The sequence below is a fragment of the Yokenella regensburgei genome, assembly GCF_051486985.1.
Lineage (GTDB): Bacteria > Pseudomonadota > Gammaproteobacteria > Enterobacterales > Enterobacteriaceae > CBFFRJ01.
In genome coordinates, this window is the sequence record NZ_JAHVDV010000048.1 from 1 (window position 1) to 24,217 (window position 24,217).

At 54.0% G+C, this 24,217-nt stretch carries 27 protein-coding genes and 1 pseudogene; 13 read left to right on the top strand and 15 right to left on the bottom strand.

Annotated elements, in window-relative coordinates; translation table 11 throughout:
• Positions 1 to 261 precede the first annotated feature (261 nt).
• Positions 262 to 1,542: an MFS transporter gene (locus tag KXR87_RS22070; protein WP_437434339.1), complete on the bottom strand. Its 1,281-nt coding sequence runs from the start codon at positions 1,540 to 1,542 to the stop codon at positions 262 to 264.
• A 161-nt stretch (positions 1,543 to 1,703) separates the two neighbouring features.
• On the opposite strand from KXR87_RS22070, the gene KXR87_RS22075 reads away from it, so the two are divergent.
• Complete coding sequence (locus tag KXR87_RS22075) at positions 1,704 to 3,323, top strand: isovaleryl-CoA dehydrogenase (RefSeq protein ID WP_437434340.1); 1,620 nt, start codon at positions 1,704 to 1,706, stop codon at positions 3,321 to 3,323.
• Here the strand turns inward: KXR87_RS22075 and KXR87_RS22080 are convergent.
• The 3 genes from KXR87_RS22080 to bsmA all read right to left on the bottom strand — a co-directional run bounded on the left by KXR87_RS22080 (position 3,320) and on the right by bsmA (position 6,163).
• Positions 3,320 to 5,254, bottom strand: a complete 1,935-nt coding sequence (locus tag KXR87_RS22080) for a methyl-accepting chemotaxis protein (RefSeq protein ID WP_437434341.1) — start codon at positions 5,252 to 5,254, stop codon at positions 3,320 to 3,322. The genes KXR87_RS22075 and KXR87_RS22080 overlap by 4 nt on opposite strands.
• A 171-nt stretch (positions 5,255 to 5,425) precedes the next feature.
• On the bottom strand, positions 5,426 to 5,701 hold the full coding sequence (gene yjfN, locus KXR87_RS22085; protein ID WP_437434342.1) for a DUF1471 family protease activator YjfN: 276 nt from the start codon (positions 5,699 to 5,701) through the stop codon (positions 5,426 to 5,428).
• 132 nt (positions 5,702 to 5,833) lie between these two features.
• The gene (gene bsmA / locus KXR87_RS22090) at positions 5,834 to 6,163 is read right to left on the bottom strand and encodes a biofilm peroxide resistance protein BsmA (RefSeq protein WP_437434343.1); all 330 of its coding nucleotides are present in this window, start codon (positions 6,161 to 6,163) and stop codon (positions 5,834 to 5,836) included.
• Between the two features lie 186 nt (positions 6,164 to 6,349).
• On the opposite strand from bsmA, the gene yjfP reads away from it, so the two are divergent.
• On the top strand, positions 6,350 to 7,099 hold the full coding sequence (gene yjfP, locus KXR87_RS22095; protein WP_437434344.1) for an esterase: 750 nt from the start codon (positions 6,350 to 6,352) through the stop codon (positions 7,097 to 7,099).
• Positions 7,100 to 7,333: 234 nt separating this feature from the next.
• Here yjfP and KXR87_RS22100 read toward each other — a convergent pair whose 3' ends face one another.
• On the bottom strand, positions 7,334 to 7,606 hold the full coding sequence (locus KXR87_RS22100; RefSeq protein WP_437434345.1) for a DUF1471 domain-containing protein: 273 nt from the start codon (positions 7,604 to 7,606) through the stop codon (positions 7,334 to 7,336).
• 66 nt (positions 7,607 to 7,672) lie between these two features.
• Here KXR87_RS22100 and KXR87_RS22105 point away from each other — a divergent pair, with 66 nt between their 5' ends.
• The 6 genes from KXR87_RS22105 to KXR87_RS22130 all read left to right on the top strand — a co-directional run bounded on the left by KXR87_RS22105 (position 7,673) and on the right by KXR87_RS22130 (position 10,467).
• Positions 7,673 to 7,879, top strand: a complete 207-nt coding sequence (locus KXR87_RS22105) for a hypothetical protein (protein WP_437434346.1) — start codon at positions 7,673 to 7,675, stop codon at positions 7,877 to 7,879.
• Between the two features lie 70 nt (positions 7,880 to 7,949).
• A complete protein-coding gene (gene rpsF / locus KXR87_RS22110; RefSeq protein WP_006686337.1) occupies positions 7,950 to 8,345 on the top strand; it encodes a 30S ribosomal protein S6 in 396 nt (131 codons plus the stop codon).
• Positions 8,346 to 8,351: 6 nt separating this feature from the next.
• Entirely contained in the window at positions 8,352 to 8,666 is a 315-nt protein-coding gene (gene priB, locus KXR87_RS22115; RefSeq protein WP_437434347.1) for a primosomal replication protein N, read from the top strand.
• A gap of 4 nt (positions 8,667 to 8,670) precedes the next feature.
• Positions 8,671 to 8,898 (top strand): 30S ribosomal protein S18, encoded by a 228-nt coding sequence (gene rpsR, locus KXR87_RS22120; RefSeq protein ID WP_000135199.1) that lies wholly within the window; start codon positions 8,671 to 8,673, stop codon positions 8,896 to 8,898.
• Between the two features lie 41 nt (positions 8,899 to 8,939).
• The gene (rplI, locus tag KXR87_RS22125; protein ID WP_437434348.1) at positions 8,940 to 9,389 is read left to right on the top strand and encodes a 50S ribosomal protein L9; all 450 of its coding nucleotides are present in this window, start codon (positions 8,940 to 8,942) and stop codon (positions 9,387 to 9,389) included.
• 142 nt (positions 9,390 to 9,531) lie between these two features.
• Complete coding sequence (locus KXR87_RS22130; protein ID WP_437434349.1) at positions 9,532 to 10,467, top strand: DMT family transporter; 936 nt, start codon at positions 9,532 to 9,534, stop codon at positions 10,465 to 10,467.
• A 47-nt stretch (positions 10,468 to 10,514) separates the two neighbouring features.
• Here KXR87_RS22130 and KXR87_RS22135 read toward each other — a convergent pair whose 3' ends face one another.
• Positions 10,515 to 11,168, bottom strand: a complete 654-nt coding sequence (locus KXR87_RS22135) for a LysM-like peptidoglycan-binding domain-containing protein (RefSeq protein WP_437434350.1) — start codon at positions 11,166 to 11,168, stop codon at positions 10,515 to 10,517.
• A gap of 233 nt (positions 11,169 to 11,401) precedes the next feature.
• Between KXR87_RS22135 and fklB the strand changes: the two genes are divergently transcribed.
• Together fklB and cycA are read left to right on the top strand one after the other, a co-directional pair.
• Positions 11,402 to 12,022 carry an FKBP-type peptidyl-prolyl cis-trans isomerase gene (fklB, locus tag KXR87_RS22140; RefSeq protein WP_437434351.1) on the top strand — a complete coding sequence of 207 codons (621 nt, stop codon included), beginning with the start codon at positions 11,402 to 11,404 and terminating at the stop codon, positions 12,020 to 12,022.
• A gap of 297 nt (positions 12,023 to 12,319) precedes the next feature.
• A complete protein-coding gene (gene cycA, locus KXR87_RS22145) occupies positions 12,320 to 13,732 on the top strand; it encodes a D-serine/D-alanine/glycine transporter (protein ID WP_437434352.1) in 1,413 nt (470 codons plus the stop codon).
• 63 nt (positions 13,733 to 13,795) lie between these two features.
• Here the strand turns inward: cycA and ytfE are convergent, their stop codons facing one another.
• From ytfE to KXR87_RS22165, 4 genes are all read right to left on the bottom strand, one after another.
• Positions 13,796 to 14,458, bottom strand: coding sequence for an iron-sulfur cluster repair protein YtfE (ytfE, locus tag KXR87_RS22150; RefSeq protein ID WP_437434353.1), 663 nt, complete (start codon positions 14,456 to 14,458; stop codon positions 13,796 to 13,798).
• A gap of 132 nt (positions 14,459 to 14,590) precedes the next feature.
• Positions 14,591 to 15,547, bottom strand: a complete 957-nt coding sequence (locus KXR87_RS22155) for a DMT family transporter (RefSeq protein WP_437434354.1) — start codon at positions 15,545 to 15,547, stop codon at positions 14,591 to 14,593.
• Positions 15,548 to 15,622: 75 nt separating this feature from the next.
• Entirely contained in the window at positions 15,623 to 16,447 is an 825-nt protein-coding gene (locus KXR87_RS22160) for an AraC family ligand binding domain-containing protein (RefSeq protein WP_437434355.1), read from the bottom strand.
• 81 nt (positions 16,448 to 16,528) lie between these two features.
• Entirely contained in the window at positions 16,529 to 17,377 is an 849-nt protein-coding gene (locus KXR87_RS22165) for an SDR family oxidoreductase (protein ID WP_437434356.1), read from the bottom strand.
• 84 nt (positions 17,378 to 17,461) lie between these two features.
• Here KXR87_RS22165 and KXR87_RS22170 point away from each other — a divergent pair, with 84 nt between their 5' ends.
• Positions 17,462 to 17,848 (top strand): winged helix-turn-helix transcriptional regulator, encoded by a 387-nt coding sequence (locus tag KXR87_RS22170; RefSeq protein WP_437434357.1) that lies wholly within the window; start codon positions 17,462 to 17,464, stop codon positions 17,846 to 17,848.
• A 572-nt stretch (positions 17,849 to 18,420) separates the two neighbouring features.
• Here KXR87_RS22170 and KXR87_RS22175 read toward each other — a convergent pair.
• On the bottom strand, positions 18,421 to 20,364 hold the full coding sequence (locus tag KXR87_RS22175) for a bifunctional 2',3'-cyclic-nucleotide 2'-phosphodiesterase/3'-nucleotidase (protein WP_437434358.1): 1,944 nt from the start codon (positions 20,362 to 20,364) through the stop codon (positions 18,421 to 18,423).
• Between the two features lie 202 nt (positions 20,365 to 20,566).
• Between KXR87_RS22175 and cysQ the strand changes: the two genes are divergently transcribed.
• A complete protein-coding gene (gene cysQ / locus KXR87_RS22180; protein ID WP_437434359.1) occupies positions 20,567 to 21,313 on the top strand; it encodes a 3'(2'),5'-bisphosphate nucleotidase CysQ in 747 nt (248 codons plus the stop codon).
• On the opposite strand, the gene KXR87_RS22185 is transcribed toward cysQ, so the two are convergent.
• Entirely contained in the window at positions 21,303 to 21,860 is a 558-nt protein-coding gene (locus KXR87_RS22185; RefSeq protein WP_437434360.1) for a YtfJ family protein, read from the bottom strand. The two genes, cysQ and KXR87_RS22185, sit on opposite strands and share 11 nt — an antisense overlap.
• 338 nt (positions 21,861 to 22,198) lie before the next feature.
• Between KXR87_RS22185 and KXR87_RS22190 the strand changes: the two genes are divergently transcribed.
• Positions 22,199 to 22,405, top strand: a complete 207-nt coding sequence (locus tag KXR87_RS22190) for a DUF1107 domain-containing protein (protein ID WP_437434361.1) — start codon at positions 22,199 to 22,201, stop codon at positions 22,403 to 22,405.
• A 64-nt stretch (positions 22,406 to 22,469) separates the two neighbouring features.
• On the opposite strand, the pseudogene KXR87_RS22195 reads toward KXR87_RS22190, so the two are convergent.
• From KXR87_RS22195 to KXR87_RS22205, 3 genes and pseudogenes are all read right to left on the bottom strand, one after another.
• A pseudogene (locus KXR87_RS22195) lies at positions 22,470 to 22,725 on the bottom strand (helix-turn-helix domain-containing protein); the annotation flags it as partial.
• Complete coding sequence (locus KXR87_RS22200; protein WP_437434362.1) at positions 22,719 to 23,243, bottom strand: hypothetical protein; 525 nt, start codon at positions 23,241 to 23,243, stop codon at positions 22,719 to 22,721. The gene KXR87_RS22200 and the pseudogene KXR87_RS22195, both read right to left, overlap by 7 nt.
• A partial coding sequence (locus KXR87_RS22205; protein WP_437434363.1) for an RHS repeat-associated core domain-containing protein occupies positions 23,240 to 24,217 on the bottom strand: 978 nt, incomplete at its 5' end. The genes KXR87_RS22205 and KXR87_RS22200, both read right to left, overlap by 4 nt.

Genomic DNA, 24,217 nt, shown 5'->3' on the forward strand with positions numbered 1-24,217 from the left:
ACCGCGAAGCGGCGATTTTCCTTGCCGGGAGCCCGGGTCGCCAGGGTGGTGGCGGTGAACCACCCTGGCACGTTCACGGGTTCTGGCGTGACAGAAAAGCAAGGAACATAAGGTGAACGGAATGACCACAAGAGCCGCATGTTTCCCCTAACCCTGACCCTCTCCCCAAAGGGGCGAGGGGACCGATCGTGCTCGCATTTTTTTCTGGGGATCCCTCTCCCTCAAGGGAGAGGGGACCGATTGTGCTCGTATCAGGCCGCACTACTCCTCCAGTGAGCGCTGATGGTCGTCCTTCCTGAGGGTCATCAGCGCAATCACACTTACTACCGCCGTTGCCATCACGTAATACGCCGGAATATCCAGATTCCCCGTCTGCTTAATCAGCCCGGTGATGATAAGCCCCGCACAGCCTGAAAAAATCGCATTCGACAGCGAATAGGCCAGCCCCAGCCCCGTATAACGAACGCGGGTCGGGAACATCTCGGCAAGCATGGCAGGCCCTGGCCCTGCCAGCATCCCCACCAGTCCACCTGCGATAAACACCACCAGCGCTTTGATGAGCAGCGTGCTGGATTCTGCCTGCAGAATTTTCAGTAACGGCAACGCCAGTACCAGCAGCAGGATTGCGGCGGTGACCATCACGGTGCGTCGACCTATCCGGTCACTGAGCATGCCGGAGGGGATAATCGTCACGGCGAACCCGACATTGGAAATCACCGCGATTAGCAGCGCCTGGTTAAAGCCTGTGTGCAGCGCCGACTGCAGGTAGGTCGGCATAATGACCAGGTAGGTATAGCCTGCCGCTGACCAGACCATCAGCCGGCCAATTCCGGTGATGATGGCTTTCAACGTACTGGTGAAACTGGCTGCCTGCGGAGGCGCGACCTGCGTTTGTTGACGAACAAAGCTGGGCGTTTCTTCCATATGAACGCGTAGCCAGAGCGCAACGGCACCCATCGGCAGGGCGATGAAGAACGGAATACGCCAGCCCCAGTCGTGGAGGGCTTCCGGACTGAGCAGTACTGAGAGCAGCGCCACTACGCCAGCGCCCGCCAGCAGACCAAGGGCAACGGTCAGCGACTGCCATGCGCCGTATAATCCACGTTTACCTCGCGGCGCAAATTCGGTCATCAGTGATACCGCACCGCCATATTCTCCGCCCGCAAATAATCCCTGCAAAATACGCAGACCCGTAATGATAAGAGGTGCAGCAACGCCAATACTGGCATAAACCGGTACCAGGCCAATGGCCGCTGTCGCGAGCGTCATCGACACCAGCACGATGATAAGCGTCGGTTTACGGCCTATCCGGTCGCCCATGCGCCCAAACACCACCGCCCCGAGTGGGCGAAAGAAGAAGGCGACGGCAAAAGCAGCGTAGGTCAGGATAAGACTGGTGATCGCCGATTCGCCTGCGAGAGTGAAGAAGTTCTTTGCAATCACCGTGGCAAGAAACCCGTAAACCGCAAACTCATACCATTCGATAAAGTTACCAATAGCGCCTGCGACCAGCGCTTTGCGTTGTGCATCAGTGGTAGTCATGGATATCACCTTTCCTGGTTTCATCTACGTAAGCCTTACCCCTAAGTACGCGTAACGCAAACAGAAAGCAGCTATACCTGCTGTTTTGTGACCGCTATCGCGGGCGGAGCGCCGCTCATCTGACCATACTTACAGGAATGCCATTGATGGAGGGAGAAGTGATGCACTGGCAAACGCATACCGTTTTTAATCAACCCGCCCCCCTGAATAACAGCAACCTTTTTCTGTCCGATAGCGCACTGCACGATGCCGTAATACGTGAGGGCGCCGCCTGGGATGTCGATTTGCTAGCCAGTATCGGACAGCAACTGGGGACGGCGGAGTCGCTGGAGCTCGGAAGGCTGGCCAACGTTAACCCACCTGAACTGCTGCGCTATGACCCGACGGGCGCCCGGCTGGATGACGTGCGGTTTCACCCCGCCTGGCACCTGCTGATGCAGGGGCTTTGCGCTAATCGTGTGCACAATCTTGCCTGGGAAGAGGAGGCCCGCAGCGGTTCCTTCGTTGCCCGGGCCGCCCGGTTTGTGCTCCATGCTCAGGTGGAGGCGGGATCGTTATGCCCTGTCACCATGACGTTTGCCGCGACCCCATTGCTGCAACAGGCGTTGCCCACCGCTTTTCACGACTGGTTGAAACCGTTACTGAGCGATCGCTATGACCCTCATCTTGCGCCAGGAGACCAAAAGCGTGGTCTGCTGATCGGCATGGGGATGACGGAAAAACAGGGCGGTTCGGACGTGCTCAGTAACACCACTCGTGCAGAGCGCAGTGGTGACAGCTACCGGCTGGTGGGACATAAATGGTTTTTCTCGGTCCCACAAAGCGATGCGCATCTGATTCTCGCGCAGGCTGAGGGCGGCCTTTCCTGCTTTTTCGTCCCGCGCTTCCTGCCCGACGGACAGCGCAACGGCGTCCGCCTGGAACGTCTGAAAGACAAGTTGGGCAACCGCTCTAATGCCAGCAGCGAAGCGGAGCTCTGCGAGGCCAGCGGCTGGCTGTTAGGGGAGGAGGGGGATGGCGTGCGCCAGATCCTTAAAATGGGCGGGCTGACCCGCTTTGACTGTGCGCTCGGTAGCCACGGTTTAATGCGCCGGGCGTTTTCCGTGGCTCTGTACCATGCTCATCAGCGGCAGGCCTTTGGTAAAAACCTCATTGACCAGCCGATGATGCGTGAAGTCCTTAGCCGGATGGCGCTGCAACTCGAAGGACAGACGGCCTTTTTATTCCGCCTGGCCCGCGCCTGGGATTCTCGCTCAACGGCGTCAGAAGCGCTGTGGGCTCGTCTTTTCACCCCTGTCGCAAAATTTGCCGTCTGCAAAGCCGGGATGCCCTTTATTGCTGAGGCGATGGAAGTGCTGGGCGGCGTGGGCTACTGCGAAGAGAACGAGCTGCCACGCCTGTACCGGGAAGCGCCGGTCAACAGCATCTGGGAGGGCTCCGGCAATATTATGTGTCTTGATGTGCTGAGAGTGCTCGGTAAGCAACAGGGTGCTTTCGAACTCCTGCAGGACGGTTTTGCGGCGGTAAAGGGCCAGGACCGTCACTTTGATCGGGCATGGCGTCAGCTACAACAGCAGTTACGCAAACCGCAGGAAGCCCAGGGGCGGGAGATAGTTCAGCAGCTATATCTGTTGGGAACGGGGGCGCAAATGTTGCAGTATGCTCCCCCGCCCAGGGCACAAGCCTGGTGCAGAATGATGCTGGATATACGTGGCCCTTCAGCGCTCGGCGAGCAGGTGAAAAATGACCTGCTGCTTCGCGCTACAGGCGGTGCGGGTTAGTCGGTTTTCAGGCTAAACAGGCGAACAACCTCGGTCAGATGTGCCCCTTTTTCGCGCAGGGTGCCAGCGGTCTGCTCGCTGCGCGAAACCCGTCCGGCGTTAATGTGGGTTGCCTCACCAATGTGTGTCATGGCGATATTAACCTGATTAATGCCAGCCGATTGTTCGTGAGAGGCGTTATTGATCTCATTAACGAGTTGATTAATATGATTCATATGTGCGGTGATGGATTCCATCGCCTGGCGTGTATTGTCAGATAATGTGTGACCCTCACGGACTTTTTTCAGCGTATCACTGGTCAGTTCATCAATCTCTTTAACCGCATTGGCGCTACGGGCGGCCAGCGCCCGCACTTCCTGCGCGACGACGGCGAACCCTTTACCATGCTCACCGGCACGCGCGGCTTCCACCGCCGCATTGAGCGCCAGGATGTTGGTCTGGAAGGAGATGGATTCAATCACGTTCGTGATGTCGGCAATGCGTTGAGAGGCAATACGAATCGCGTCCATCGTCGCAACGGCTTCGCCAACGGTTGCTCCCCCTGTTTGTACAGCCAGCGTTGTTTCATTTACCCTGGACTGCATTTCTTCCATATTGGCCGCGTTCTGCTGCACGGTGGCGGCGAGCTGCTCCATGCTGGCTGATGTCTCCTCAACGCTGCTGGCCTGCTTGTTGATTTGTTCGCTGATCTCACTGCTGTCGGCGGCAAGCTGGTTAGTACCAAGGTGGATCTCGCTTGCTGATTCACGGACCTGAAGCACGATGGCATGAAGCCCGTTCCCGATGCCATTGATAGCATCAATAAGTTGCCCGACCTCGTCCTGGCGGTTAACCGCAAGCGTGGCCCGGAGATCGCCCGACGCATAACGGCTCGCCAGACCGATGGCATCGCGCAGTGGACGAGTCAGCCAGCGGCGAACAATCACGACGAACAGGGCGGCAAATGCCAGGGAGAGCACCAGGCCGGCAAGCAGGAACTGGTTGCGTAAGGTGTTGACGTCATGGAGCAGTACCGCTTTATCAACTTCGCCCACCACCGTCCAGTTCCAGCCTGGGACGGTTATCCAGGAGAGCATGCGGGAGTGCCCCTCCGCATTCTGTTGCTCCAGCGTACCGGACGTCTCTTGCAGCACCCTGTTCAGCTCACGCTCCTCCCACTGCGGACGTTTTCCCTCTTCGCTGGGGTGAAAGAGGTAGTTACCGTAATTTTTACCGCTATTACGGTCCAGTACGTAGAAATGGCCGCTTTCACCGAGCCTACGACCAAGGATCTTACTGCGCATGATCTCCCATGAATGCGTGATATCCACCCCGACAAACAAGATCGCAATCGTATGGCCGCTGGCATCTTTCACCGGCTGGTACTGCGTGATGTAGCGCTTGCCAAATAAGAGAGCCAGCCCACGATAAACCTCGCCTTTGAGCACCGGCGCATAGGCCGGACTGGCTTTGTCCAGCCGCGTTCCTATAGCTCGTTCGCCGTTTTCTTTACGTAATGAGGTGGAGACACGAACAAAATCATCGCCGCTACGCACAAACAGTGTGGCGATAGCGCCTGTGCGCGTCAGGAAGTCATCTACCGTGGTGTTATTTTCATGAAGTTCACTGTCGCCGCCCTTCAGTAAGGGAACGTTGATGCCATTAATTTCACGGCGTTGAGCAGAGTCAATAGTGACAGGTTGAGGCAGAAAGCTCACGAACAGACGGGTATAGCTTTCGACCTCTTCGCTGAGGCTGCTGTTAAACATCTCCACCATGTCCTGAACACCCGTGGACTGATTATGGAGATCTTCCAGCGCCAGGGTTTGCAGTTGTTGGCTGGCTTTATTGCTTAACAGAAAGGTAAAGATCAGAAAAAGCACGGCGACGCTGGTGCCCGTCAAAAGAGAAAGTTTGGTGCCGAGTCCAATGCGACTGAAAAAGGTGCTCATAAAAAATCCGCTGAAAAAAATGTCAGCACCTTCAACGGCAATAATTCGATAACATTTAATTTGTCAATGTAACTAAATATTACACAAAGAGAACCTTACGGTAACTCATTGTTAACAAAGAGCGGCGCACAAAAAAGCCACTCTTAAAACGTGGCTTTTCGTCGTCACTCATCAGGCATAAAGAATGGCCTGAACCCGCCAGTTATCTACCCGGTGGTCTTCCTGCATTTGAATAATTCGGTACCAGGAGGCCCCTTGTTCATCAGCTTTTAACGCGATGACGCGCTCAACATCCTGGGGCGTACCGGAAACATTGTTGACAGAAATCAGGCCAATTTCATTCAGGCCGGTGACGCAGTCAGCGCTCGCGAACTCTGCGGACTGCGCTGATGTGGTTATCATACCCACGGAAAGCAACAGTGAGGTTAAGGCAAGAGATCGTTTCATATCAGCTCCATTTCACGTTACCCCGATGAATTACAGGGCATTCCATCGCGAGTGAATCCATACAATCCATTGTGCACAGGCGAACATAAACGGGTTAAAATCAGTGTAAATCTTCCTTAAACAACGCGCGTTTTACTGCCGGTACAGAAGGGCACGTGCGTACCAGCGTCCCGGGAGAATCGTGTCATCCATCATTAAAATGACGTAATAATCCGCCCTGGCTTCGGTCGCTTTTACCTTTATGGCCTCTTCAACATCCATCGGTGAACCTAACACCGTGACGCTCACGGCACCGATTTCCTGCAGGCCTGGCGTCTGATTACGACTGATCTCCTGCGGATGCGCACTGACCGGGGGCGCCGGCTGCGGCTTACCTTCCAGCACGCTACAACTGCTCAGCATCAACGTCAGCAGAAGTGTACTGACCATGCGCATCATGTTTTTATGTTTCCTGACTGCCATAGTGTAGTTCCTCCGGTATTCCCTCTCAGGGGAATGTTCCCAATCTGTTATCCCCACCGTTGTTTTCGAATGAAAAGACGGTGAAAGCGTAATCTGTATCGCAAAGTTTTCGCTTTATTAAAAAAGGCTGACTTGCGCCTTCCGCTATAAGGTGGCATACCAGCACTATAGAACACGGAGGCGACAGTGATTGAACTTAACGTTGACTATTTTGCAGGTATCGAAACGCTCCATGCTTTTCCGGCGGGAAAGGCGACGCAGCCGCTGCCCACGATTATTTTTTACCACGGGTTTTTGTCATCAAAGCTGGTTTACAGCTATTTTGCGGTGGCGCTGGCGCAGGCCGGATTTCGGGTAATTATGCCGGACGCCCCCCTGCATGGCGCGCGCTTTAATCATGATGAAAACGGCAGGTTGCAACAGTTCTGGCAAATCTTACAGAGCAATTTTACGGAGTTTCCCGCGCTACGGGATGCGCTTTATCAGGCTGATGTAGTGGAAGGTGATCGGCTGGCCGTGGGGGGCGCATCGATGGGCGGAATGACCGCGCTCGGCATCATGACGCACCACCCTGAGGTGCGCAGCGTGGCATGCCTTATGGGGTCAGGGTACTTCTCCACGCTCTCACGCACGCTTTTTCCGCCGGTTGACGTTACTCAGCCCGCTCAGAAGACGGATTTCGACGCTATTATTGCGCCCCTGGCACAATGGGATGCTACAACGCATTTACCGCAGTTGGGAAATCGACCGCTCCTGTTATGGCATGGCGAAGATGACGATGTCGTTCCGGCTGCCGAAACCGTGCGTCTCCAGCAGGCGCTGGCTGCAAAAGGGGGGGATAACCAGCTCACCTTTCTCCTGGAACCGGGTGTCAGGCACCGCATCACCCCCACCGCGCTTGAGGCCACCGTCGCGTTTTTTACACGCAGCCTGTGAGCAAATCCGTACTCCTTTTACGTTCAGATCCTCAGGCCCACTGAGGATCGTCGCAGTAGCCTTTATGCCGGATGATTATCCGGCATAAAGGCTGTTTTCACCGCTTTTGGGCAGGAGGGGAAGGATGCGCCAGCAAAACGCACGCTGCAGGAAGCCGTGGGGAAACCCTTCGCGCCGGATGCGGTGGCAAGAAAAAGCCTCCATTAAAGGAGGCTTAAACCGTAGCGTCGTCGCTCAACGGTAGACTTCTGCGCTGGCATGCAGGCTATGATGAGTGCCAGGCTCATGCATTATCAGGGTGTGAAAATATTTTGCCCCGCGTGCGGTGGCCTCTTTGTTCAACGCTTTTTCCGCATCATTTTCCTGCGCGAAGTTATGGTTGATGTAGACCACGCCCAGACTCTGGACATCATCCATGTTGCGGGCCTGTTGACCGTTAATGTTGATGGCCGCAGTGGCGCTGGCGCTCATCAACAGCATGGTTACTAAAATTGCGATGTTTTTCATGGTATTACGCTCCACAACTACTGACTTTATCATCGTCAGGTCATGCGTTCGTCCTGGTGTTTCGTTATGCGTAAAGTCTACGCTTTCCCGCCAAAACGTATCGCGACCATTTCTGATGCTGTCGTTCAAAAATTTGCCGTGATGCGGTTTGCCTTAAGTTTAATGCTGGCGGGTGATACGGCTTTGCGCTTAGTGCGAATTATTTGCGCAATCAGCTTGAGTTTGAGGGGGGAGGTAAGTATTATGACGCGTCATTTTTCAGCCGACCTTTAACACGTTCCTTGCCTCCATGGGCCTCGGCTGACCCAGACAGGAGGCTGAATAATCCGTAAGGAGCAATTCGATGCGTCATTACGAAATCGTTTTTATGGTCCATCCTGACCAGAGCGAACAGGTTCCGGGTATGATCGAACGCTACACTGGTGCAATCACTGCAGCAGAAGGCACGATCCATCGTCTGGAAGACTGGGGCCGCCGTCAGCTGGCTTACCCGATCAACAAACTGCACAAAGCACACTACGTTCTGCTGAACGTTGAAGCACCGCAGGAAGTTATCGATGAGCTGGAAACAAACTTCCGCTTCAACGATGCCGTTATCCGTAGCATGGTAATGCGTACTAAGCACGCTGTTACCGAAGCATCTCCGATGGTTAAAGCGAAAGACGAGCGCCGTGAGCGTCGCGATGATTTCGCAAACGAAACCGCAGATGATGCAGATGCTGGGGATTCTGAAGAGTAATTTCTGATGACCAACCGTCTGGCGTTATCCGGCACCGTGTGCAGGATGCCCCTTCGAAAGGTCAGCCCATCAGGAATTCCTCATTGCCAGTTCGTGCTTGAGCATCGTTCTGTGCAGGAGGAAGCCGGCTTTCACCGGCAGGCGTGGTGCCAAATGCCCGTTATTGTTAGCGGACACGAAAACCAGGCCATTACTCACAGTATAACGGTCGGTAGTGCAGTAATCGTTCAGGGGTTTATCTCTTGCCACAAGGCAAAGAACGGTCTGAGCAAAATGGTTCTGCATGCCGAGCAGATTGAATTGATAGATTCTGGAGACTAGCCATATGGCACGTTATTTCCGTCGTCGCAAGTTCTGCCGTTTCACCGCGGAAGGCGTTCAAGAGATCGACTATAAAGATATCGCAACGCTGAAAAACTACATCACCGAAAGCGGTAAGATTGTCCCAAGCCGTATCACCGGTACTCGTGCAAAATATCAGCGTCAGCTGGCTCGCGCTATCAAACGCGCTCGCTACCTGTCCCTGCTGCCGTACACTGATCGTCATCAGTAATCGGGCACAGTCCATTTATACGACTTTAAGAGGATAAGGTAATGCAAGTTATTCTGCTTGATAAAGTAGCAAACCTGGGCAGCCTGGGTGATCAGGTAAACGTTAAAGCGGGCTACGCTCGTAACTTCCTGGTCCCACAGGGTAAAGCTGTTCCTGCTACTAAGAAAAACGTTGAGTTTTTCGAAGCACGTCGTGCTGAACTGGAAGCCAAACTGGCTGACGTTCTGGCCGCTGCTAATGCACGCGCTGAGAAAATCAACGCACTGGAAACCGTAACCATCGCGTCTAAAGCTGGCGACGAAGGTAAACTGTTCGGTTCCATCGGTACCCGCGACATCGCTGACGCTGTAACTGCAGCAGGCGTTGACGTTGCCAAGAGCGAAGTTCGTCTGCCGAACGGCGTTCTGCGTACCACTGGCGAGCACGAAGTGGACTTCCAGGTTCACAGCGAAGTGTTTGCTAAACTGACCGTTAACGTTGTTGCTGAATAATTCAGCCTCTGACGTTGCGTAAGAAACGCCGGCCTTGTGCCGGCGTTTTGCTTTTCTGCCCGGCGACCATCCTCTCTGTTTCCATTCCTTAGCGATTTCGCGATAATCAAATTTAAAACGTAATTTTAAAATGGGGAATTAAATGGAAACCGTGCTCCCTGCTCCTCTCTTTGCGCGCAAAAAAGCGGCATACGCGGGTGCAGCCTTCTGTTGTCTACTTTGGGGAAGCGCCTACCCGGCGATAAAAAGCGGTTATGAGATTTTCCAGATTGCGGTGGACGATATTCCGTCCAAAGTGGTGTTTGCGGGCTATCGCTTCTTCTTTGCCGGACTCCTACTGCTGCTATTCATGATGGCGCAGCGCAAGCCGCTCGGTCGCCTCTCAACCCGGCAGTTTGGTCAGGTAGCCCTGCTTGGCGTGACGCAAACCTCCCTGCAATACGTCTTTTTCTACGTCGGTCTGGCCTTCACCACCGGGGTAAAAGGGTCGATCATGAATGCGACAGGCACCTTCTTCAGCGTGCTACTGGCGCACTTCATCTACCAGAACGACAAGCTCAGTTTCAACAAAAGCCTTGGCTGCGTGCTGGGCTTTAGCGGCGTGATGGTCGTCAACCTGAGTAGTGGCTCACTCGATTTCAGCTTCAGTCTGATGGGGGATGGGTTTGTGGTGCTGGCGGCGTTTATCCTGTCGGCCGCCACGCTGTATGGTAAGCGTATCTCTCAAACGGTGGACCCGATGGTCATGACGGGATACCAGCTGGCGTTTGGTGGCCTGGTTCTGATGATCGGTGGCTATGTTAGTGGGGGTTCACTCACCGTACATGGCCTCTCATCGGTAATGATTCTTGGCTACCTGACGCTGCTTTCCTCCGTCGCGTTCGCCTTATGGAGCGTGCTGCTGAAGTACAACCGCGTCGGCATGATTGCGCCGTTTAATTTCCTGATCCCGGTCTCAGGCGCGCTGCTCTCTGCGATTTTCCTTGGCGAAAACATCGTTGAACTGAAGTATGCCCTGGCGCTGGTACTGGTCTGTTCAGGCATCTGGTGGGTGAATAAGGCCACCAGTAACAGATAACGCCCTGATGAACCCGGCGGCACAGCCACCGGGTTCATCAGGCATCGTTAGCGTGCGCGAATAAAGCTACCATCCTGTTGACGGGTAAACAGCACGGACTGGGCATTACCACCTTCGATAGTCAGGCCTGTCACCACGCCGTTAGCGTTCTGGCGGATCTTAACCATCTGACCGCTTTGCAGGCTGCTGAGCGGCTTTCCGTCACCTTCCACTTTGGCCATGGCATAAACATCTGTCGGTGGCAGATTGTGATCGCGAAAAAGCTGTGCCAGCGTTTTACCCTTTTCAACACGATACGTCCGCCATTGCTGCTCAATACCCTCTGCAGCAGGCAGTGCGCTGTGTTGCGAGGTCTGTACGTCGTCCTGAGGCTCTTCCTGGATAGGTTCAGGTTCAAGCGGGACGTTCTGCTGCGGTGCATTGACCAGCGGTGCCGACGATGGCGTCTGTGCGGGCGGAGTCGTCAGGGTGGGCGAAGAGGGTTGTGATTGCGACTGGATATCCAGCTGGGCCTCGCGCGAGGCGGTAGCAGAAGGCGGTGCATCATTCCCAGAGGGCAACAGGATGCCAATCACCACCAGCAGAAAGGCGATAATCAGCCCCTTACGGTGCAACGACGGAAGCGGGTCCATAATGCGAAAATGGTCCGGGGCGTGCCAGATTTTCGCCAGGGTAGGTTTCAGTTCAAATCGCCCGGGCATGGCTTTCCTCCTGCTCCGCGTCATTTATTATCCTGTGATGTTGAGTATAGATGGCTAACTCTCTGATCGACTGCGTAATGTGATACGTCCTCACATGACATTGAGATAAATCTTACCGGCTCTATTCTTTCTGTTTCTCTGCGATTTGTCATCTTTACTGCGACAAAGTTTTACCCGTTGCAGTGTGGCTGCTATGCTGCGCGCTACCTTAAAAAGTGATGAAAGGAAGACCCATGACAACCCCAACGTTTGACACGATTGAAGCGCAGGCCAGCTATGGCATTGGTTTGCAGGTAGGGCAGCAGCTGAGCGAATCCGGCTTACAGGGGCTGTTACCGGAAGCACTGGTTGCCGGTCTGGCCGATGCGCTTGCAGGCAAACAACCGGCTGTTCCGGTGGATGTGGTTCACCGTGCGCTGCGTGAAATTCATGAACGTGCGGACGCGGTACGCCGTGCTCGCTTCGAAGAGATGGCGGCTGACGGCGTTAAGTACCTTGATGAAAACCGTGAAAAAGAGGGCGTGAACAGCACCGAATCCGGCCTGCAGTTCCGTGTTCTCACTCAGGGTGAAGGCGCTATTCCGGCACGTACTGACCGCGTCCGCGTACACTACACCGGTAAACTTATTGACGGCACGGTGTTCGACAGCTCTGTAGCCCGTGGCGAACCGGCTGAATTCCCGGTTAATGGCGTCATCGGCGGCTGGATTGAAGCTCTGACTCTGATGCCGGTCGGTTCCAAATGGGAACTGACAATCCCTCACAACCTGGCTTACGGCGAACGTGGCGCTGGCGCCTCTATCCCGCCATTCAGCACCCTGGTATTTGAAGTGGAATTACTGGAAATCCTGTAATCTTCACGGTGCTTTCCTCTCCCCGACGGGGGAGAGGAAGAGCACGCTACGCTAATCATTCAATAAATGAATTAATTTCGATACTTTATCTTGCCATACAGGACAGGCGGTGTATTTTTGTGAGCTTCGTCGACTAATACGAGTGATATGCTGCTCACTTTAAACAAATATTTAACATCGTCTTGAATTCAGAGTATTCATCCCGCCGATTCTTACCTAATATCGTTGCGTCCGCGATAGGGCGAATGACGTATTTAAAGGCCAGAAGAGCCTCAACAACACAGACAGGAAATAAACATGGTAGATCAGGTAAAAGTCGCCGCCGATGAAGAGGCGTCGACGGAACAATCGCTACGGCGCAATCTTACAAACCGGCATATTCAGCTTATTGCTATCGGCGGTGCCATTGGCACCGGGCTATTTATGGGGTCCGGGAAAACCATCAGCCTCGCCGGGCCGTCGATCATATTTGTCTATATGATCATTGGTTTTATGCTGTTTTTCGTCATGCGTGCAATGGGTGAACTGCTGCTGTCGAATCTGGTGTACAAATCTTTTAGCGATTTCGCTGCCGATCTGCTCGGCCCCTGGGCGGGGTACTTCACTGGCTGGACCTACTGGTTCTGTTGGGTTGTCACCGGCATGGCAGACGTGGTGGCCATTACCTCTTATGCCCAGTTCTGGTTCCCCGGCCTTTCTGACTGGATCGTTGCGCTCTCCGTGGTGGTACTCCTGCTGAGCCTTAACCTTGCCACGGTGAAGATGTTCGGCGAGATGGAGTTTTGGTTTGCGATGATCAAAATCGTCGCTATCGTGGCGCTGATTATTGTCGGTCTGGTGATGGTGTTAACCCACTTTACCTCGCCGACAGGCGTGGAAGCCTCGGTGTCACACCTGTGGAATGACGGCGGCTGGTTCCCGAAAGGCATCAGCGGTTTCTTTGCAGGCTTCCAGATTGCGGTCTTCGCCTTTGTAGGGATTGAACTGGTAGGCACCACGGCAGCGGAAACCAAAGATCCGGAGAAATCCCTGCCGCGGGCGATTAACTCCATCCCGATTCGTATCATCATGTTCTACGTCTTTGCGCTGATCGTTATTATGTCCGTGACGCCGTGGAGTTCCGTGGTGCCGGATAAGAGCCCGTTCGTTGAGCTGTTTGTGCTGGTGGGCCTGCCTGCGGCGGCGAGCATCATTAACTTTGTGGTGCTGACCTCGGCCGCCTCTTCAGCGAACAGCGGCGTCTTCTCGACCAGCCGTATGCTGTTCGGCCTGGCGCAGGACGGGGTGGCCCCGAAAGCCTTCGGGAAGCTCTCTAAACGCGCGGTACCGGCGAAAGGGTTGACCTTCTCCTGTATCTGCCTGCTCGGTGGCGTGGTCATGCTGTACGTGAACCCAAGCGCGATTGCCGCATTCACGATGATCACTACCGTCTCGGCCATTCTGTTTATGTTTGTCTGGACGATTATTCTTTGCTCGTACCTCGTCTACCGTAAACAGCGTCCACAGCTGCATGAAACCTCTATCTACAAGATGCCGCTGGGTAAACTGATGTGCTGGGTCTGCATGGCGTTCTTTGTCTTTGTTATTGCGCTGTTGACGCTGGAACAGGATACCCGTGAAGCGCTGATCATCACGCCGTTATGGTTTGTGGTGCTGGGCCTGGGCTGGCTGATTGTTGGCAGGAAACGTCTGCAGAACCTGCAGAAATAAAAAAGAGCCGCTTTGGCGGCTCTGAATGACTTCCATGACACAGGGCGCTCTCGGGCGCCTTTTTTAATTCCCGGCGAGGGCACGCGGAAACAGGACGTTGTTCTCCAGGCTGATGTGCTCCATCAGATCGTCAATCAATTCATTGATGCCGTTATACATCGCCTTCCAGGTGGTGCACGCTTCCGGCGGTGGCGTCACGCCATTGGTGATGTGTTTGATCACCTCCAGTAGCTCCCCGGCTTCATCATGCTCACTCTCCATCACGCTGATGGGGCCGGCGGCCTGGCTTCCCATACCCTGTTTGATCAGAGGGAACAGAATACGCTCCTCTTTCATCATGTGGCTGGAGAGTTCGTCGTGCAGCATGGTGAGATATTTTGTCAGCCCTTTAGGGACGTTCGGTTTGTCTGCGTGTACCCGCTCCACTTTGGTGGCCTGCAGAATCAGCTCCGGCAGTTGCTCACGATGGCGATCGTGGTAACGCACGATGATGTGGTCGATAATTTCGTCGAGTGCGGTAGCGCGCCAGTCCTGCTCCACCGGTTGTTCTGCCAGTTTTGCCAGCTCCGCTTCAATCACGCCCACGTCCAGCTCTTTGCGCGTTGCTGCGCGCGCAAGCGTCTGCTTACCGCCGCAGCAGTAGTCCATATCGTATTTACGGAACAGCGCAGACGCACGTGGAATGGAAAGCGCCAGTTCACCCAGGGGTTGGTCACGGAAGGCCATAGCAGTTACCTCATCATCGAAATTATAAGTTGTATTTTAAATGCATCTTTAAAGCGATGATATACCCCTTTCGGGCAAGAGGGAATGAATTTCACCGCCCCCGTCCAGGAGCGGTAGCGTCAGGCGGTGTGTTCAGAGGGGGACAACAGTGGTTTTTACTGGCTTCGCCCTGACCGCCATGACAACGCCTGTGACCAGCAGCGCAATACCGAAGAGCGTGAGCCAGGCGGGCACCGACTGGCGTAACAGAAAGGTGTAAAGCAGGCCCGCCAGAGTTTCAAAGACAATTAATGGCCCGAGGATCACCGTCGGCAGACGCTGACTGGCAACGTTCCAGCACAATGCGCCTACCCAGGAGCACAGCACCGCAATCGCCACCATCAGGCCGATAAACACCCCGGGGCGCGGGCCGAAGGGCTGAGCAAAGTCGGGTTGCTGAAGGTTCAGCCACAGGCAGGCGGCAGCATAGCCCAGAAGGGAGACCGGGAGGGTCACCAGCGCCTGGGCTGTGGCCCACATCATCGGGTTTTTGTCCGGGTTTTCCCGCAGCCAGCGGGCGTTGCGCAGGGCGTACCAGGCCCAACATCCCACAGATACCATCGCCAGGGCAATGCCGGAGCCATAGCGCCACCAGGAAAAATCAGGCAGACCGCCGTGCAGCTCAGCAATGTTGACGCATAACAATCCGGCCGCAATACAGAGCAGAGCAGGGGCAAGACTTGACCAGGCGAGCCTGCCGTCGCGCTGGCTGTAGAGCACATTAGCGCAGACTGGAATCACCACCGGCAGGGTGCCGATTATCATGGTTGAAACCGGTGCCCCGGTGCGCTGGATGGCGCTGGCAAGGCAGACGTAATAGATGAGGTTGCCCATCAGGGTCAGCGCAAGCGCCGTTGTCCAGTCGGCACGCGTGAGCTGGCGCAGACGCTGGCGGCCCAGCCAGGCGAGCGGCAGCGCAATCAGACCTAATGCCAGGTAACGTCCCGTGGATTGCAGAACCGCCGGGTAGTCCGGCACAAGTAAAGGACCAACGAAAATCAGCCCCCATAACATCCCCGCAAGCAGGGCATACAGCACACCACTAATCATACTTCCATCCACATTGACGAATTTCGCTGTCAGTGTAGAAAGGGCACGGAACGGAATATTGTATGAGATTGCGCATCAGCGCCGGGCCACCTGCTTTTGATAGCGAACTGGCGTAATACCATAGCGATGGGTAAAGGCGCGGGTGAGATGAGACTGGTCCGTCAGGCCGGTGGCCGCAGCCACTTCGGCGGCGGGCATCCCCTGGGTGAGGAAATTTTTGGCGCGCCAGAGACGGATTGCCATCAGCATCTGGTGCGGGGTGACATGATAATGGGCCTTAAACTGGCGCTGGAAATGGTAGGGACTCAGTGACACCACCCGGGCCAGCTCATCCAGCGTCAGAGGGCGCATGTAGTTGTCATGCAGGAATTCGCGCACGCGCCCGAAGCGGTGGGCGGCCTCCTGGTAAACCGGGGCATGACGCGCCAGCGGACGAAAGCTGTCGATGAGATCAAGCAGCAATCCTTTTTGCGCCAGCGGATCGTCGGTGTGCCAGAGGCCATGAATCAAGCCGCAGATCTGTTGGGTGCGCAGCGGGTCATGACGCATCACATCGCTGAACCACCAGTGACGAATACCGGTTACCTCTTCCAGTAACGACGGATCGAGATAAACCATCCGGTAACGCCAGCCGTCGGCGCCGTCGGCTTCTCCGGTATGAAGTTCATCCGGGTTCATGGTAACGACGGAGTTGGCAGGGGCAACATACTGGGTGCCCCGGTAGCGAAAGCGTTCGGCACCGGCTTCAATCGCGCCAATGCCAAAAGCTTCATGGGTATGGGGCTCAAAGGCGTAGCGGGAGATATGGGCGTGGTAAAGTTCGACGCCCGGCACCTGGGCCAGGTGGCGAAAACGCGCGCTGTCTCTCTCGTCATCAAACTGTTCCGGTACGCCCTGCACACTCACTCTCCGCCATGACCATCCTCTCATTATTAAGGATGGTCAGGCGGCATGCCACAAAAATTAACCATTTTGTAACTGTTACAGAATGCCTTTGACGCTCTCGGCAAGCGGGGTAGTCGGGCGTCCAGTCAGCGTGCTTAAGGTACGGCTGTCATCAAACAGGCCACCTTTTGCGGCACCGGTATCAGAGTCCGCAAGCAGGTTCGCGAAAGCCTCTGGCAGGCCCACGTCTTTCAGTGCAGCAGCAAAATCCGCTTCGCTCAGGTTCTGATACACCACGCTTTTCCCGCTCTGTTTGCTCAGTTCAGCGGCCAGTTCGCTTAACGTCCAGGCATCATCGCCCGCCAGCTCATAGACCTTACCTGCATGATTCTCTTCACGCATAACACGCGCCGCCGCCGCCGCGTAATCCGCACGGGTGGCAGAGGCGATTTTACCGTCACCTGCCGCTCCAATAAATACGCCGTGCGCCAGGGCTGCCGGCGCGCTGGCAAGGTAGTTTTCGCTGTACCAGCCATTACGCAGCAGCGCAAAGGGGATACCGGATTCAGCGAGCATATGTTCGGTTTCAACATGCTCAACGGCCAGGCCCAGCGGGGAGCTATCCGCATGCAGAAGGCTGGTGTAGGCAATGAACTTCACGCCCGCTGCTTTGGCTGCATTAATAACATTACGATGCTGAGAGGTACGCTGCCCCACTTCGCTGGAGGAGATAAGCAGCAGCTTGTCCACCCCGGTCAGGGCCGCGGTCAGCGCGGCGGCGTCGTTGTAATCACCCTGACGAACAACAACCCCTTTTTGAGTTAAGGCTTCGGCTTTCGCCGGGTTACGAACAATGGCAACTATCTCGTTGGCAGGGACGGTTTCCAGTAAGGCTTCAACAGTAAGTGCACCGAGCTGACCGGTAGCGCCGGTAATGGCGATCATGATGAATCTCCTTCGTGTTTGGCTTGTGTTGTGGCACACTATCACCTTAACTAACTTTTAGTAAGTACGTACAAAAAGGTAAGTATGAAAAACACCAATCCGACGCTAAGCGAGCAGCTGCGCAACGGGGATCTCTTTGCTGAGTCGTGTCCCTCGCGGGACGTGCTTAAACATGTCACCAGCCGTTGGGGCGTATTGATCCTGGTGGCCTTACGTGACGGCACGCACCGTTTCAGCGATTTACGCCGCAAGATGGGGGGAGTCAGCGAGAAGATGCTGGCGCAGTCATTACAGGCGCTTGAGCAGGACGGTTTTCTCAACCGTATTTCCTACCCGGTGGTACCGCCGCACGTGGAATATAGTCTGACGCCGTTAGGCGAGCAGGTGAGCGAGAAAGTGGCGGATTTAGCCGACTGGATTGAGCTGAATTTGCCTCAGGTTCTGGCGACGCGAGACGATCGCGCCGCCTGAGATGTTGCGCTTGGTATGACGAGCGCACCGCTGTTCCCCCTCACCCCGGCCCTCTCCCTCAAGGGAGAGGGAGAAAGGCAAATTTCAGACCGCTCGAGTGGTCCTCTGCCCCTGTAGGGCTGAGGAATCCCAGGTGATATTACCTTTTGCAGCGATAACACTGCGTCATGAGAATAAAACCGTCACCGCGATGACAGGGTCCGGCTGAAAATCGACGACGCGTATCCGCAAGGCCGGGGCGACGCGCAGGGATGCGCGGCGAGGGCGGCTTTACAGGGAGGTTTCCTCCGCCCGTCCCCGATAAGCCTGAAGGATTAAGCGTCGTGAACCGCGAAGCGGCGATTTTCGTGGCCGGGAGCCCGGGTCGCCAGGGCGGTGGCGGTGAACCGCCCTGGCACGTTCACGAGTTCTGGCGTGACAGAAAAGCAAGGAACATAAGATGAACGGAATGACCCTCAGAGCCGCATGTTTCCCCTCACCCCGACCCTCTCCCCAAAGCGGAGAGGGGGCTGTCCGTGCTCGTATTATTTGGTGGGGATCCCTCTCCCTCCGGGGGAGGGGCTGTTCACGGCTTACTGACTCAAATCCATCTGATACAGCGCAAAGCCAATCTCATCATCGCCCACTTTCTTCATCGGGTACTGCGCTTTCTCTTTGATAAAGGCCGCGGCTTTTTCTGACGGTGAGGTTTCGAAACGAATATCCAGCGGTACGGAGCTATGAATCGGGGCCAGACGCCAGTTGTTATCGGCCGCCGGGTGTATTTCTCCCGCCCGCGCTGACTCGTCGCTTATCCATTTTGCCAGCACCGCACGGTTTTCATCCGGGGAGGCAAAGGCGATATGGCTGTCGCCAGTACCCGCAAACTTGCCGCCGTAGGCACGGTAGTTGTTGGTGGCGACCAGGAACACCTGATTCGGATTAATAGGTTTGCCGTTGAACGTCAGATCTTTGATGCGCTCCGCCTGCGGATTGACGCTCTGGCATTCACCGTCGTAACGGGCCGGTTGCGACACATCAATCTGGTATTTCACCCCATCAATGACATCGAAGTTATAGGTACGGAACGTCTCCCAGTTGATAAGCGACTGGGGCTTGCTGTTGTTGGGATCTATCTGGTTAAACTGCCCCGCGGAACACTCCAGCCACTCTTTAACCTCTTTGCCGGTCGCTTTCACCACCACCAGGGTATTAGGGTAGAGATAAAGATCGGCGGCGTTGCGGAAGGTGAGTTGCCCTTTTTCGACCTCAACAAAACTGGCCGGATCGTTTTTACGCCCGCCCGCTTTAAACGGTGCGGCGGCAGAGAGCACCGGCAGGTTCGCCAGATCCGGATCGCCCTGAATAAAGTGCTTCACATAGGCCGTTTGGGCGTTGTTAACCACCTGCACGGTCGGGTCATCCTGTACCAGTGACAGGTAGCTGTACATATTGTCAGCGGACTTGCCGATAGGTTTGCCAACAAACTCGCGGGTGGCATCGTGATCGTGCTTGAGAATGTCCACCAGCTTGCTGTCTTCTTTCACCAGTGCCTTTTTGGCGGCGGCATCATAAATGGGGCGCGCTTCCGCTTTGGAGGAGATGACCTGCCATTTTCCACCATCGTTATTCAGCACCAGGTCAACAACACCCAGGTGATCGCCCCACATACCCGGCATCACTGATGGCACACCGTTCAGCGTGCCCTTCGCGATATCAGCGCCTTTAATGGCGGCGAAATCTTTTGACGGGAACACCGCATGCGCGTGGCCAAACAGGATGGTGTCAACGCCAGGAATTTCACTTAAGTAGTAGACGGAGTTTTCCGCCATCGCCTGGTAAGGCTCTGCGGAGAGTCCGGAGTGAGCCACCACGACAACCAGATCTGCCCCTTTTTCACGCATTTCAGGCACATATTTTTTTGCCGTTTCGGTGATGTCGTCGACGGTGACTTTGCCCGTCAGATTCGCTTTATCCCAGACCATGATTTGCGGTGGCACAAAACCGATATAACCGATTTTCAGGGTTTGCGGTTTTCCGTCTTTATCGATGACCTTCGTCTCTTTGATCAGGTAAGGCGTAAAGAGCGGTTTTTTAGTTTTGGTATCAATAATGTTGGCGTTAACGTAGGGAAATTTCGCCCCTTCCAGCGCCCGGTGCAGGTAATCCAGACCGTAGTTGAATTCGTGGTTACCGAGGTTACCAACCGCATAATCCAGCGTATTCAGCGCCTTGTAGACCGGATGAATATCACCCTTTTTCAGCCCCTTTGCCGCCATGTAATCACCCAGCGGACTGCCCTGAATTAAGTCGCCGTTATCCACCAGCACGCTGTTTTTGACTTCACTTCTGGCGGCATTAATCAGGCTGGCGGTGCGCACCAGGCCGAATTTTTCTGTCGCAGAATCTTTGTAGTAATCAAAGTCCATCATATTGCTATGCAAATCAGTGGTTTCCATAATGCGTAAATCCACTGTTGCGGCCTGCACGCTGGCGGCAATCAGCGTTGCCAGGAGCGTTGCGCTAAACTTAATCATCAGAGGTGTCCTTTTTAGATCTGAGCCACAAAAGAAAGTGATATGTACATTTTGTTGCTTACAGAATTGTGAATACTGACATGATTTTCGCCACATAAATGCAACAACTATCACACCTGGCGGATAATGGCTGAATGCGATATAAGTAAACCAATGAATTATCTAGGGTAAAAACCCCACTGCCAAAAACAGGAGGTGGACGATGTTAGAAGCGATTTGTCAGCTCGCACGGGAAGCGGGCGATGCCATCATGGACGTATACGACGGTCATCAGCCGATGGACGTCACCAGCAAGGCCGATGACTCCCCGGTGACCGCTGCGGATATTGCTGCGCATGGCGTGATCATCCGTGGCTTACAGGCGCTGACGCCTGACATTCCGGTGCTGTCAGAAGAAGACCCGCCCGGCTGGGAAGTGCGCCAGCACTGGCAGCGTTACTGGCTGGTGGACCCGCTTGACGGCACCAAAGAGTTCATCAAGCGTAATGGTGAGTTTACCGTGAACATCGCGCTGATTGAGCAGGGTAAACCTGTCCTGGGCGTGGTTTACGCGCCAGTACTGAAAGTGATGTATGCGGCAGCGGACGGCAAGGCATGGAAAGAAGAGAACGGTGTCCGCAAGCAGATTCAGGTGCGTGACGCGCGTCCGCCGCTGGTGGTTATCAGCCGTTCTCATGCTGCTGCGGACAGCGAGCTGCAGGAGTATCTGACCCAACTCGGCGAGCACCAGACCACCGCGATTGGCTCTTCGCTTAAGTTCTGCCTGGTCGCTGAAGGGCAGGCGCAGTTATATCCCCGTTTTGGGCCAACTAACTCCTGGGATACGGCGGCAGGCCACGCGGTGGCGGTGGCTGCCGGGGCGCACGTTCACGACTGGCAGGGCAAAACCCTTGATTACACGCCGCGTGAATCCTTCCTCAACCCCGGCTTCCGCGTTTCTATTTACTGAGTAATTTCTGCAGCAGGGCGACAACCTGCTGCACCTCCGCCTGGCTCAGACTGCCGTCTTTGGCGTACTGGATTTTTCCTTCTTTATCCAGCACCACAACCGCCGAACTCTCTTCTTCAAGCTGCCAGGCTTTGCGCACCATTCCATCGCTGTCCACCACAAACTGCGACCACGGGTAGAGCTTTTTGTTGCTCTCTATGCTGCTGCGCACAAACATGGCCGAGCCGGGAATCGCATCGTCAGTGTTGATAATAGTGGTGGTCTGGTAGCGGTCATGGGGCAAACTGGCGGACTTGATCGCTTCAATGAGGGCTGCATTTTTCTCTTTTGCCGATGTTCGACCCGCAATATGTTGCACCACTCGCACTTTGCCAGGAAGCTGCGCGCTATTCCAGGCTTTATAGCTAAACTTACTGTTATCGAGAATTAACTCTCCTCTGTCAGCGACGCCAACAGGTGGTACTCGCTGGCCCGTCTCAAAATTTTGAGCATGCGCCAGAAGCGGCATTAGCAGGCAGGTGGCTGCCAGGATGTTGCGTAGGGTCATGGTGTTTCCTTTATTGTTTTGCACTGATTATCTGCAGGTGATCCGACCACTTAATGAACCTCTTAATCATAAGTGCGATCAATAAGGATTTCCCGCAATCGGGATGCCAGTTTGCGGGTTAACGCACATAACCGCGAAAAAACGATGCCTTATACTGCCTTGCCTAAAGGACTGCAAAGAAAATTCTGAATAACTGTCATCAAAAGGTAAATAAACTTATACAGACTATGTGTCCTGAATGTTCTGGACTATAGTCACTGGGCAACAAAATTTGCGCTCATCACAGTCGGGCCAAGTGTGGCTCCGCAAGGGCGTAATACTCAACAGGAGATACAAAAATGAAAATTTTCCAACGTTACAACCCACTTCAGGTGGCGAAGTACGTGAAAATCCTGTTCCGTGGACGGTTGTATATCAAGGACGTTGGCGCTTTCGAGTTCGATAAAGGCAAAATTTTGATCCCGAAAGTGAAGGACAAACAGCATCTTACTGTTATGTCAGAGATCAATCGTCAGGTTTTGCGTCTCCAGGCGGAGATGGCTTAACAATCCATGCTATGCAGTAACCGCGGTACAAAGAAACGGCTCCGAAAAGGAGCCGTTGATGTTTTCAGCATCTGCCTTCACTCATCCCTTCATAACATTTTTTATATTCCATCGGTGGGATGCCATTATGTTTACGAAAGATCCGCGTGAAGTAGATCGGATCGGCGTACCCCACCGATTGAGCCACTTTAAATACCGGCAGCGGCGTTGACTGGATCAACAGCCGGGCGCGGTTGATGCGTTGGACTTCTCGCCAGGTTTACGATTTTTAACTCTTCGGCGATGTGCTCATTCAGATAATTGCACACCGTATTCATTTTAAACAGAATTTTTTCTCAGCTTCAATTAGCTTTTCCTTACGGTTTTTTCCAATACTACGAAAGCGCGTGGCACCTATTAAATAATAAACATTCTTTTTTTTATATTTTCCTAGAAGATAAAGCTCTTCAGCATTATTTGAATCCATTCCTGCTTTACACCAAACATGTTCGACTAATTCATCCTCTTTTTTCATAAGCAGTTCTCCGGCTAAAGATGCAGAGTAAACGAGTTCACTAGAGAATATTTTGTTATGTTTGTCATCAAGTTCAAATTTCACCCCGAATGTATTTATATCGACATTTGAGTAGACATCAATTTTCCTTGAGTTTTCTGGAAAGAAATCCGGGAGCCATGTCCTTACTCCTGAATTTTCTGGAATAGAAGAGTAGTGCTCATATTGATAACGATTGACGTCAATTTCTCCAATAAAGTAGTAGGTCATAACAAAAATAAACCAACATGGTAAGGATAGCGTAATGATTTTAAAGAAATGTCGCGGTATAATTCCTTGCTTCATTTAAGATATCCCTCTTCAATGAGGAGTTTTATTGTTTTTTTATGCTCTGGGTCGATGAATTTTTTACATCTATCTGAGCAAGTCTCCTCAGCAGGACAGGTGATTCCATACGCATTTACTTTTAGATCTTCCGCATTGTCTAAGACCATGTCATAAAGAGATAGTTTTCCTTTTCCATATAATCCAAAACCATTTAATAAGAAGTCTCTTGTTTCTTTTAAATTGCCGAGGAAGGTTGCATAGCCACTAGATGCAACTCTTGATTTAGATGTAAGACAAAATGCACTACAATGAAAAAACTGGTCTCCTCCAATTATATTCAATCTTTTCATGTCGTTATGAGTCTTACTGAGTATGCTATACGCATCAGCATTCATATACCATGGTTCATTGTTTTGTGCGGTTGTCAACGCTGACTGATAACCAGCCTGGCTAAAATGTCCATTTAGTATCGTCCAACCATTTAATCCTAAAGGATCTATAGTTGTAACCGGATCCAACGGATACAGATATAAATTCCACCCCCCCTTCAGCCCAACCGGGTCCTGGGTGATATACCGTCCCTGTCGCGGGTCATAATAACGATAGCGGTTATAGTGCAGCCCGGACTCTTCATCATACTGCTGACCCGGCAGGCGGAGTGACTGGATGAGGTTCTTCGGGTTGTCCTCGTACAGCAGGTTTCCCCACTCGTCATAATCGCCACGCCAGGCGAGGGTGCCGTCTTCGTTGACTAATGCGAGAGGCAGTCCCCGGTGGTCGCAGTGGTACAGATGAATTTTTCTCGCCGGGACGGGCAGGGCTTCCAGCAGTGCCGCCATGCGCTCCGGCGTCAGGCCGCATCCGGCCAGCCACTGATGGCTCTCCGTGCTGACGGCCCCGGCCCGCAGCTCACCCTCAAGCCGGTCCAGCATTGCCACCAGCTCTGGCGGGAACACCACGGCATAACCGGCCTCACTGCCATCCTGTTGCAG

What these genes read in the sequence shown, in the direction of transcription:
- KXR87_RS22070 (WP_437434339.1), bottom strand. Translation starts at nt 1,542, where the DNA reads ATGACTACCACTGATGCACAACGCAAAGCGCTGGTCGCAGGCGCTATT.
- KXR87_RS22075 (WP_437434340.1), top strand. Translation starts at nt 1,704, where the DNA reads ATGCACTGGCAAACGCATACCGTTTTTAATCAACCCGCCCCCCTGAAT.
- KXR87_RS22080 (WP_437434341.1), bottom strand. Translation starts at nt 5,254, where the DNA reads ATGAGCACCTTTTTCAGTCGCATTGGACTCGGCACCAAACTTTCTCTT.
- yjfN (WP_437434342.1), bottom strand. Translation starts at nt 5,701, where the DNA reads ATGAAACGATCTCTTGCCTTAACCTCACTGTTGCTTTCCGTGGGTATG.
- bsmA (WP_437434343.1), bottom strand. Translation starts at nt 6,163, where the DNA reads ATGGCAGTCAGGAAACATAAAAACATGATGCGCATGGTCAGTACACTT.
- KXR87_RS22100 (WP_437434345.1), bottom strand. Translation starts at nt 7,606, where the DNA reads ATGAAAAACATCGCAATTTTAGTAACCATGCTGTTGATGAGCGCCAGC.
- KXR87_RS22105 (WP_437434346.1), top strand. Translation starts at nt 7,673, where the DNA reads ATGCGTAAAGTCTACGCTTTCCCGCCAAAACGTATCGCGACCATTTCT.
- rpsF (WP_006686337.1), top strand. Translation starts at nt 7,950, where the DNA reads ATGCGTCATTACGAAATCGTTTTTATGGTCCATCCTGACCAGAGCGAA.
- priB (WP_437434347.1), top strand. Translation starts at nt 8,352, where the DNA reads ATGACCAACCGTCTGGCGTTATCCGGCACCGTGTGCAGGATGCCCCTT.
- rpsR (WP_000135199.1), top strand. Translation starts at nt 8,671, where the DNA reads ATGGCACGTTATTTCCGTCGTCGCAAGTTCTGCCGTTTCACCGCGGAA.
- rplI (WP_437434348.1), top strand. Translation starts at nt 8,940, where the DNA reads ATGCAAGTTATTCTGCTTGATAAAGTAGCAAACCTGGGCAGCCTGGGT.
- KXR87_RS22130 (WP_437434349.1), top strand. Translation starts at nt 9,532, where the DNA reads ATGGAAACCGTGCTCCCTGCTCCTCTCTTTGCGCGCAAAAAAGCGGCA.
- KXR87_RS22135 (WP_437434350.1), bottom strand. Translation starts at nt 11,168, where the DNA reads ATGCCCGGGCGATTTGAACTGAAACCTACCCTGGCGAAAATCTGGCAC.
- fklB (WP_437434351.1), top strand. Translation starts at nt 11,402, where the DNA reads ATGACAACCCCAACGTTTGACACGATTGAAGCGCAGGCCAGCTATGGC.
- cycA (WP_437434352.1), top strand. Translation starts at nt 12,320, where the DNA reads ATGGTAGATCAGGTAAAAGTCGCCGCCGATGAAGAGGCGTCGACGGAA.
- ytfE (WP_437434353.1), bottom strand. Translation starts at nt 14,458, where the DNA reads ATGGCCTTCCGTGACCAACCCCTGGGTGAACTGGCGCTTTCCATTCCA.
- KXR87_RS22155 (WP_437434354.1), bottom strand. Translation starts at nt 15,547, where the DNA reads ATGATTAGTGGTGTGCTGTATGCCCTGCTTGCGGGGATGTTATGGGGG.
- KXR87_RS22165 (WP_437434356.1), bottom strand. Translation starts at nt 17,377, where the DNA reads ATGATCGCCATTACCGGCGCTACCGGTCAGCTCGGTGCACTTACTGTT.
- KXR87_RS22170 (WP_437434357.1), top strand. Translation starts at nt 17,462, where the DNA reads ATGAAAAACACCAATCCGACGCTAAGCGAGCAGCTGCGCAACGGGGAT.
- KXR87_RS22175 (WP_437434358.1), bottom strand. Translation starts at nt 20,364, where the DNA reads ATGATTAAGTTTAGCGCAACGCTCCTGGCAACGCTGATTGCCGCCAGC.
- cysQ (WP_437434359.1), top strand. Translation starts at nt 20,567, where the DNA reads ATGTTAGAAGCGATTTGTCAGCTCGCACGGGAAGCGGGCGATGCCATC.
- KXR87_RS22185 (WP_437434360.1), bottom strand. Translation starts at nt 21,860, where the DNA reads ATGACCCTACGCAACATCCTGGCAGCCACCTGCCTGCTAATGCCGCTT.
- KXR87_RS22190 (WP_437434361.1), top strand. Translation starts at nt 22,199, where the DNA reads ATGAAAATTTTCCAACGTTACAACCCACTTCAGGTGGCGAAGTACGTG.
- KXR87_RS22200 (WP_437434362.1), bottom strand. Translation starts at nt 23,243, where the DNA reads ATGAAGCAAGGAATTATACCGCGACATTTCTTTAAAATCATTACGCTA.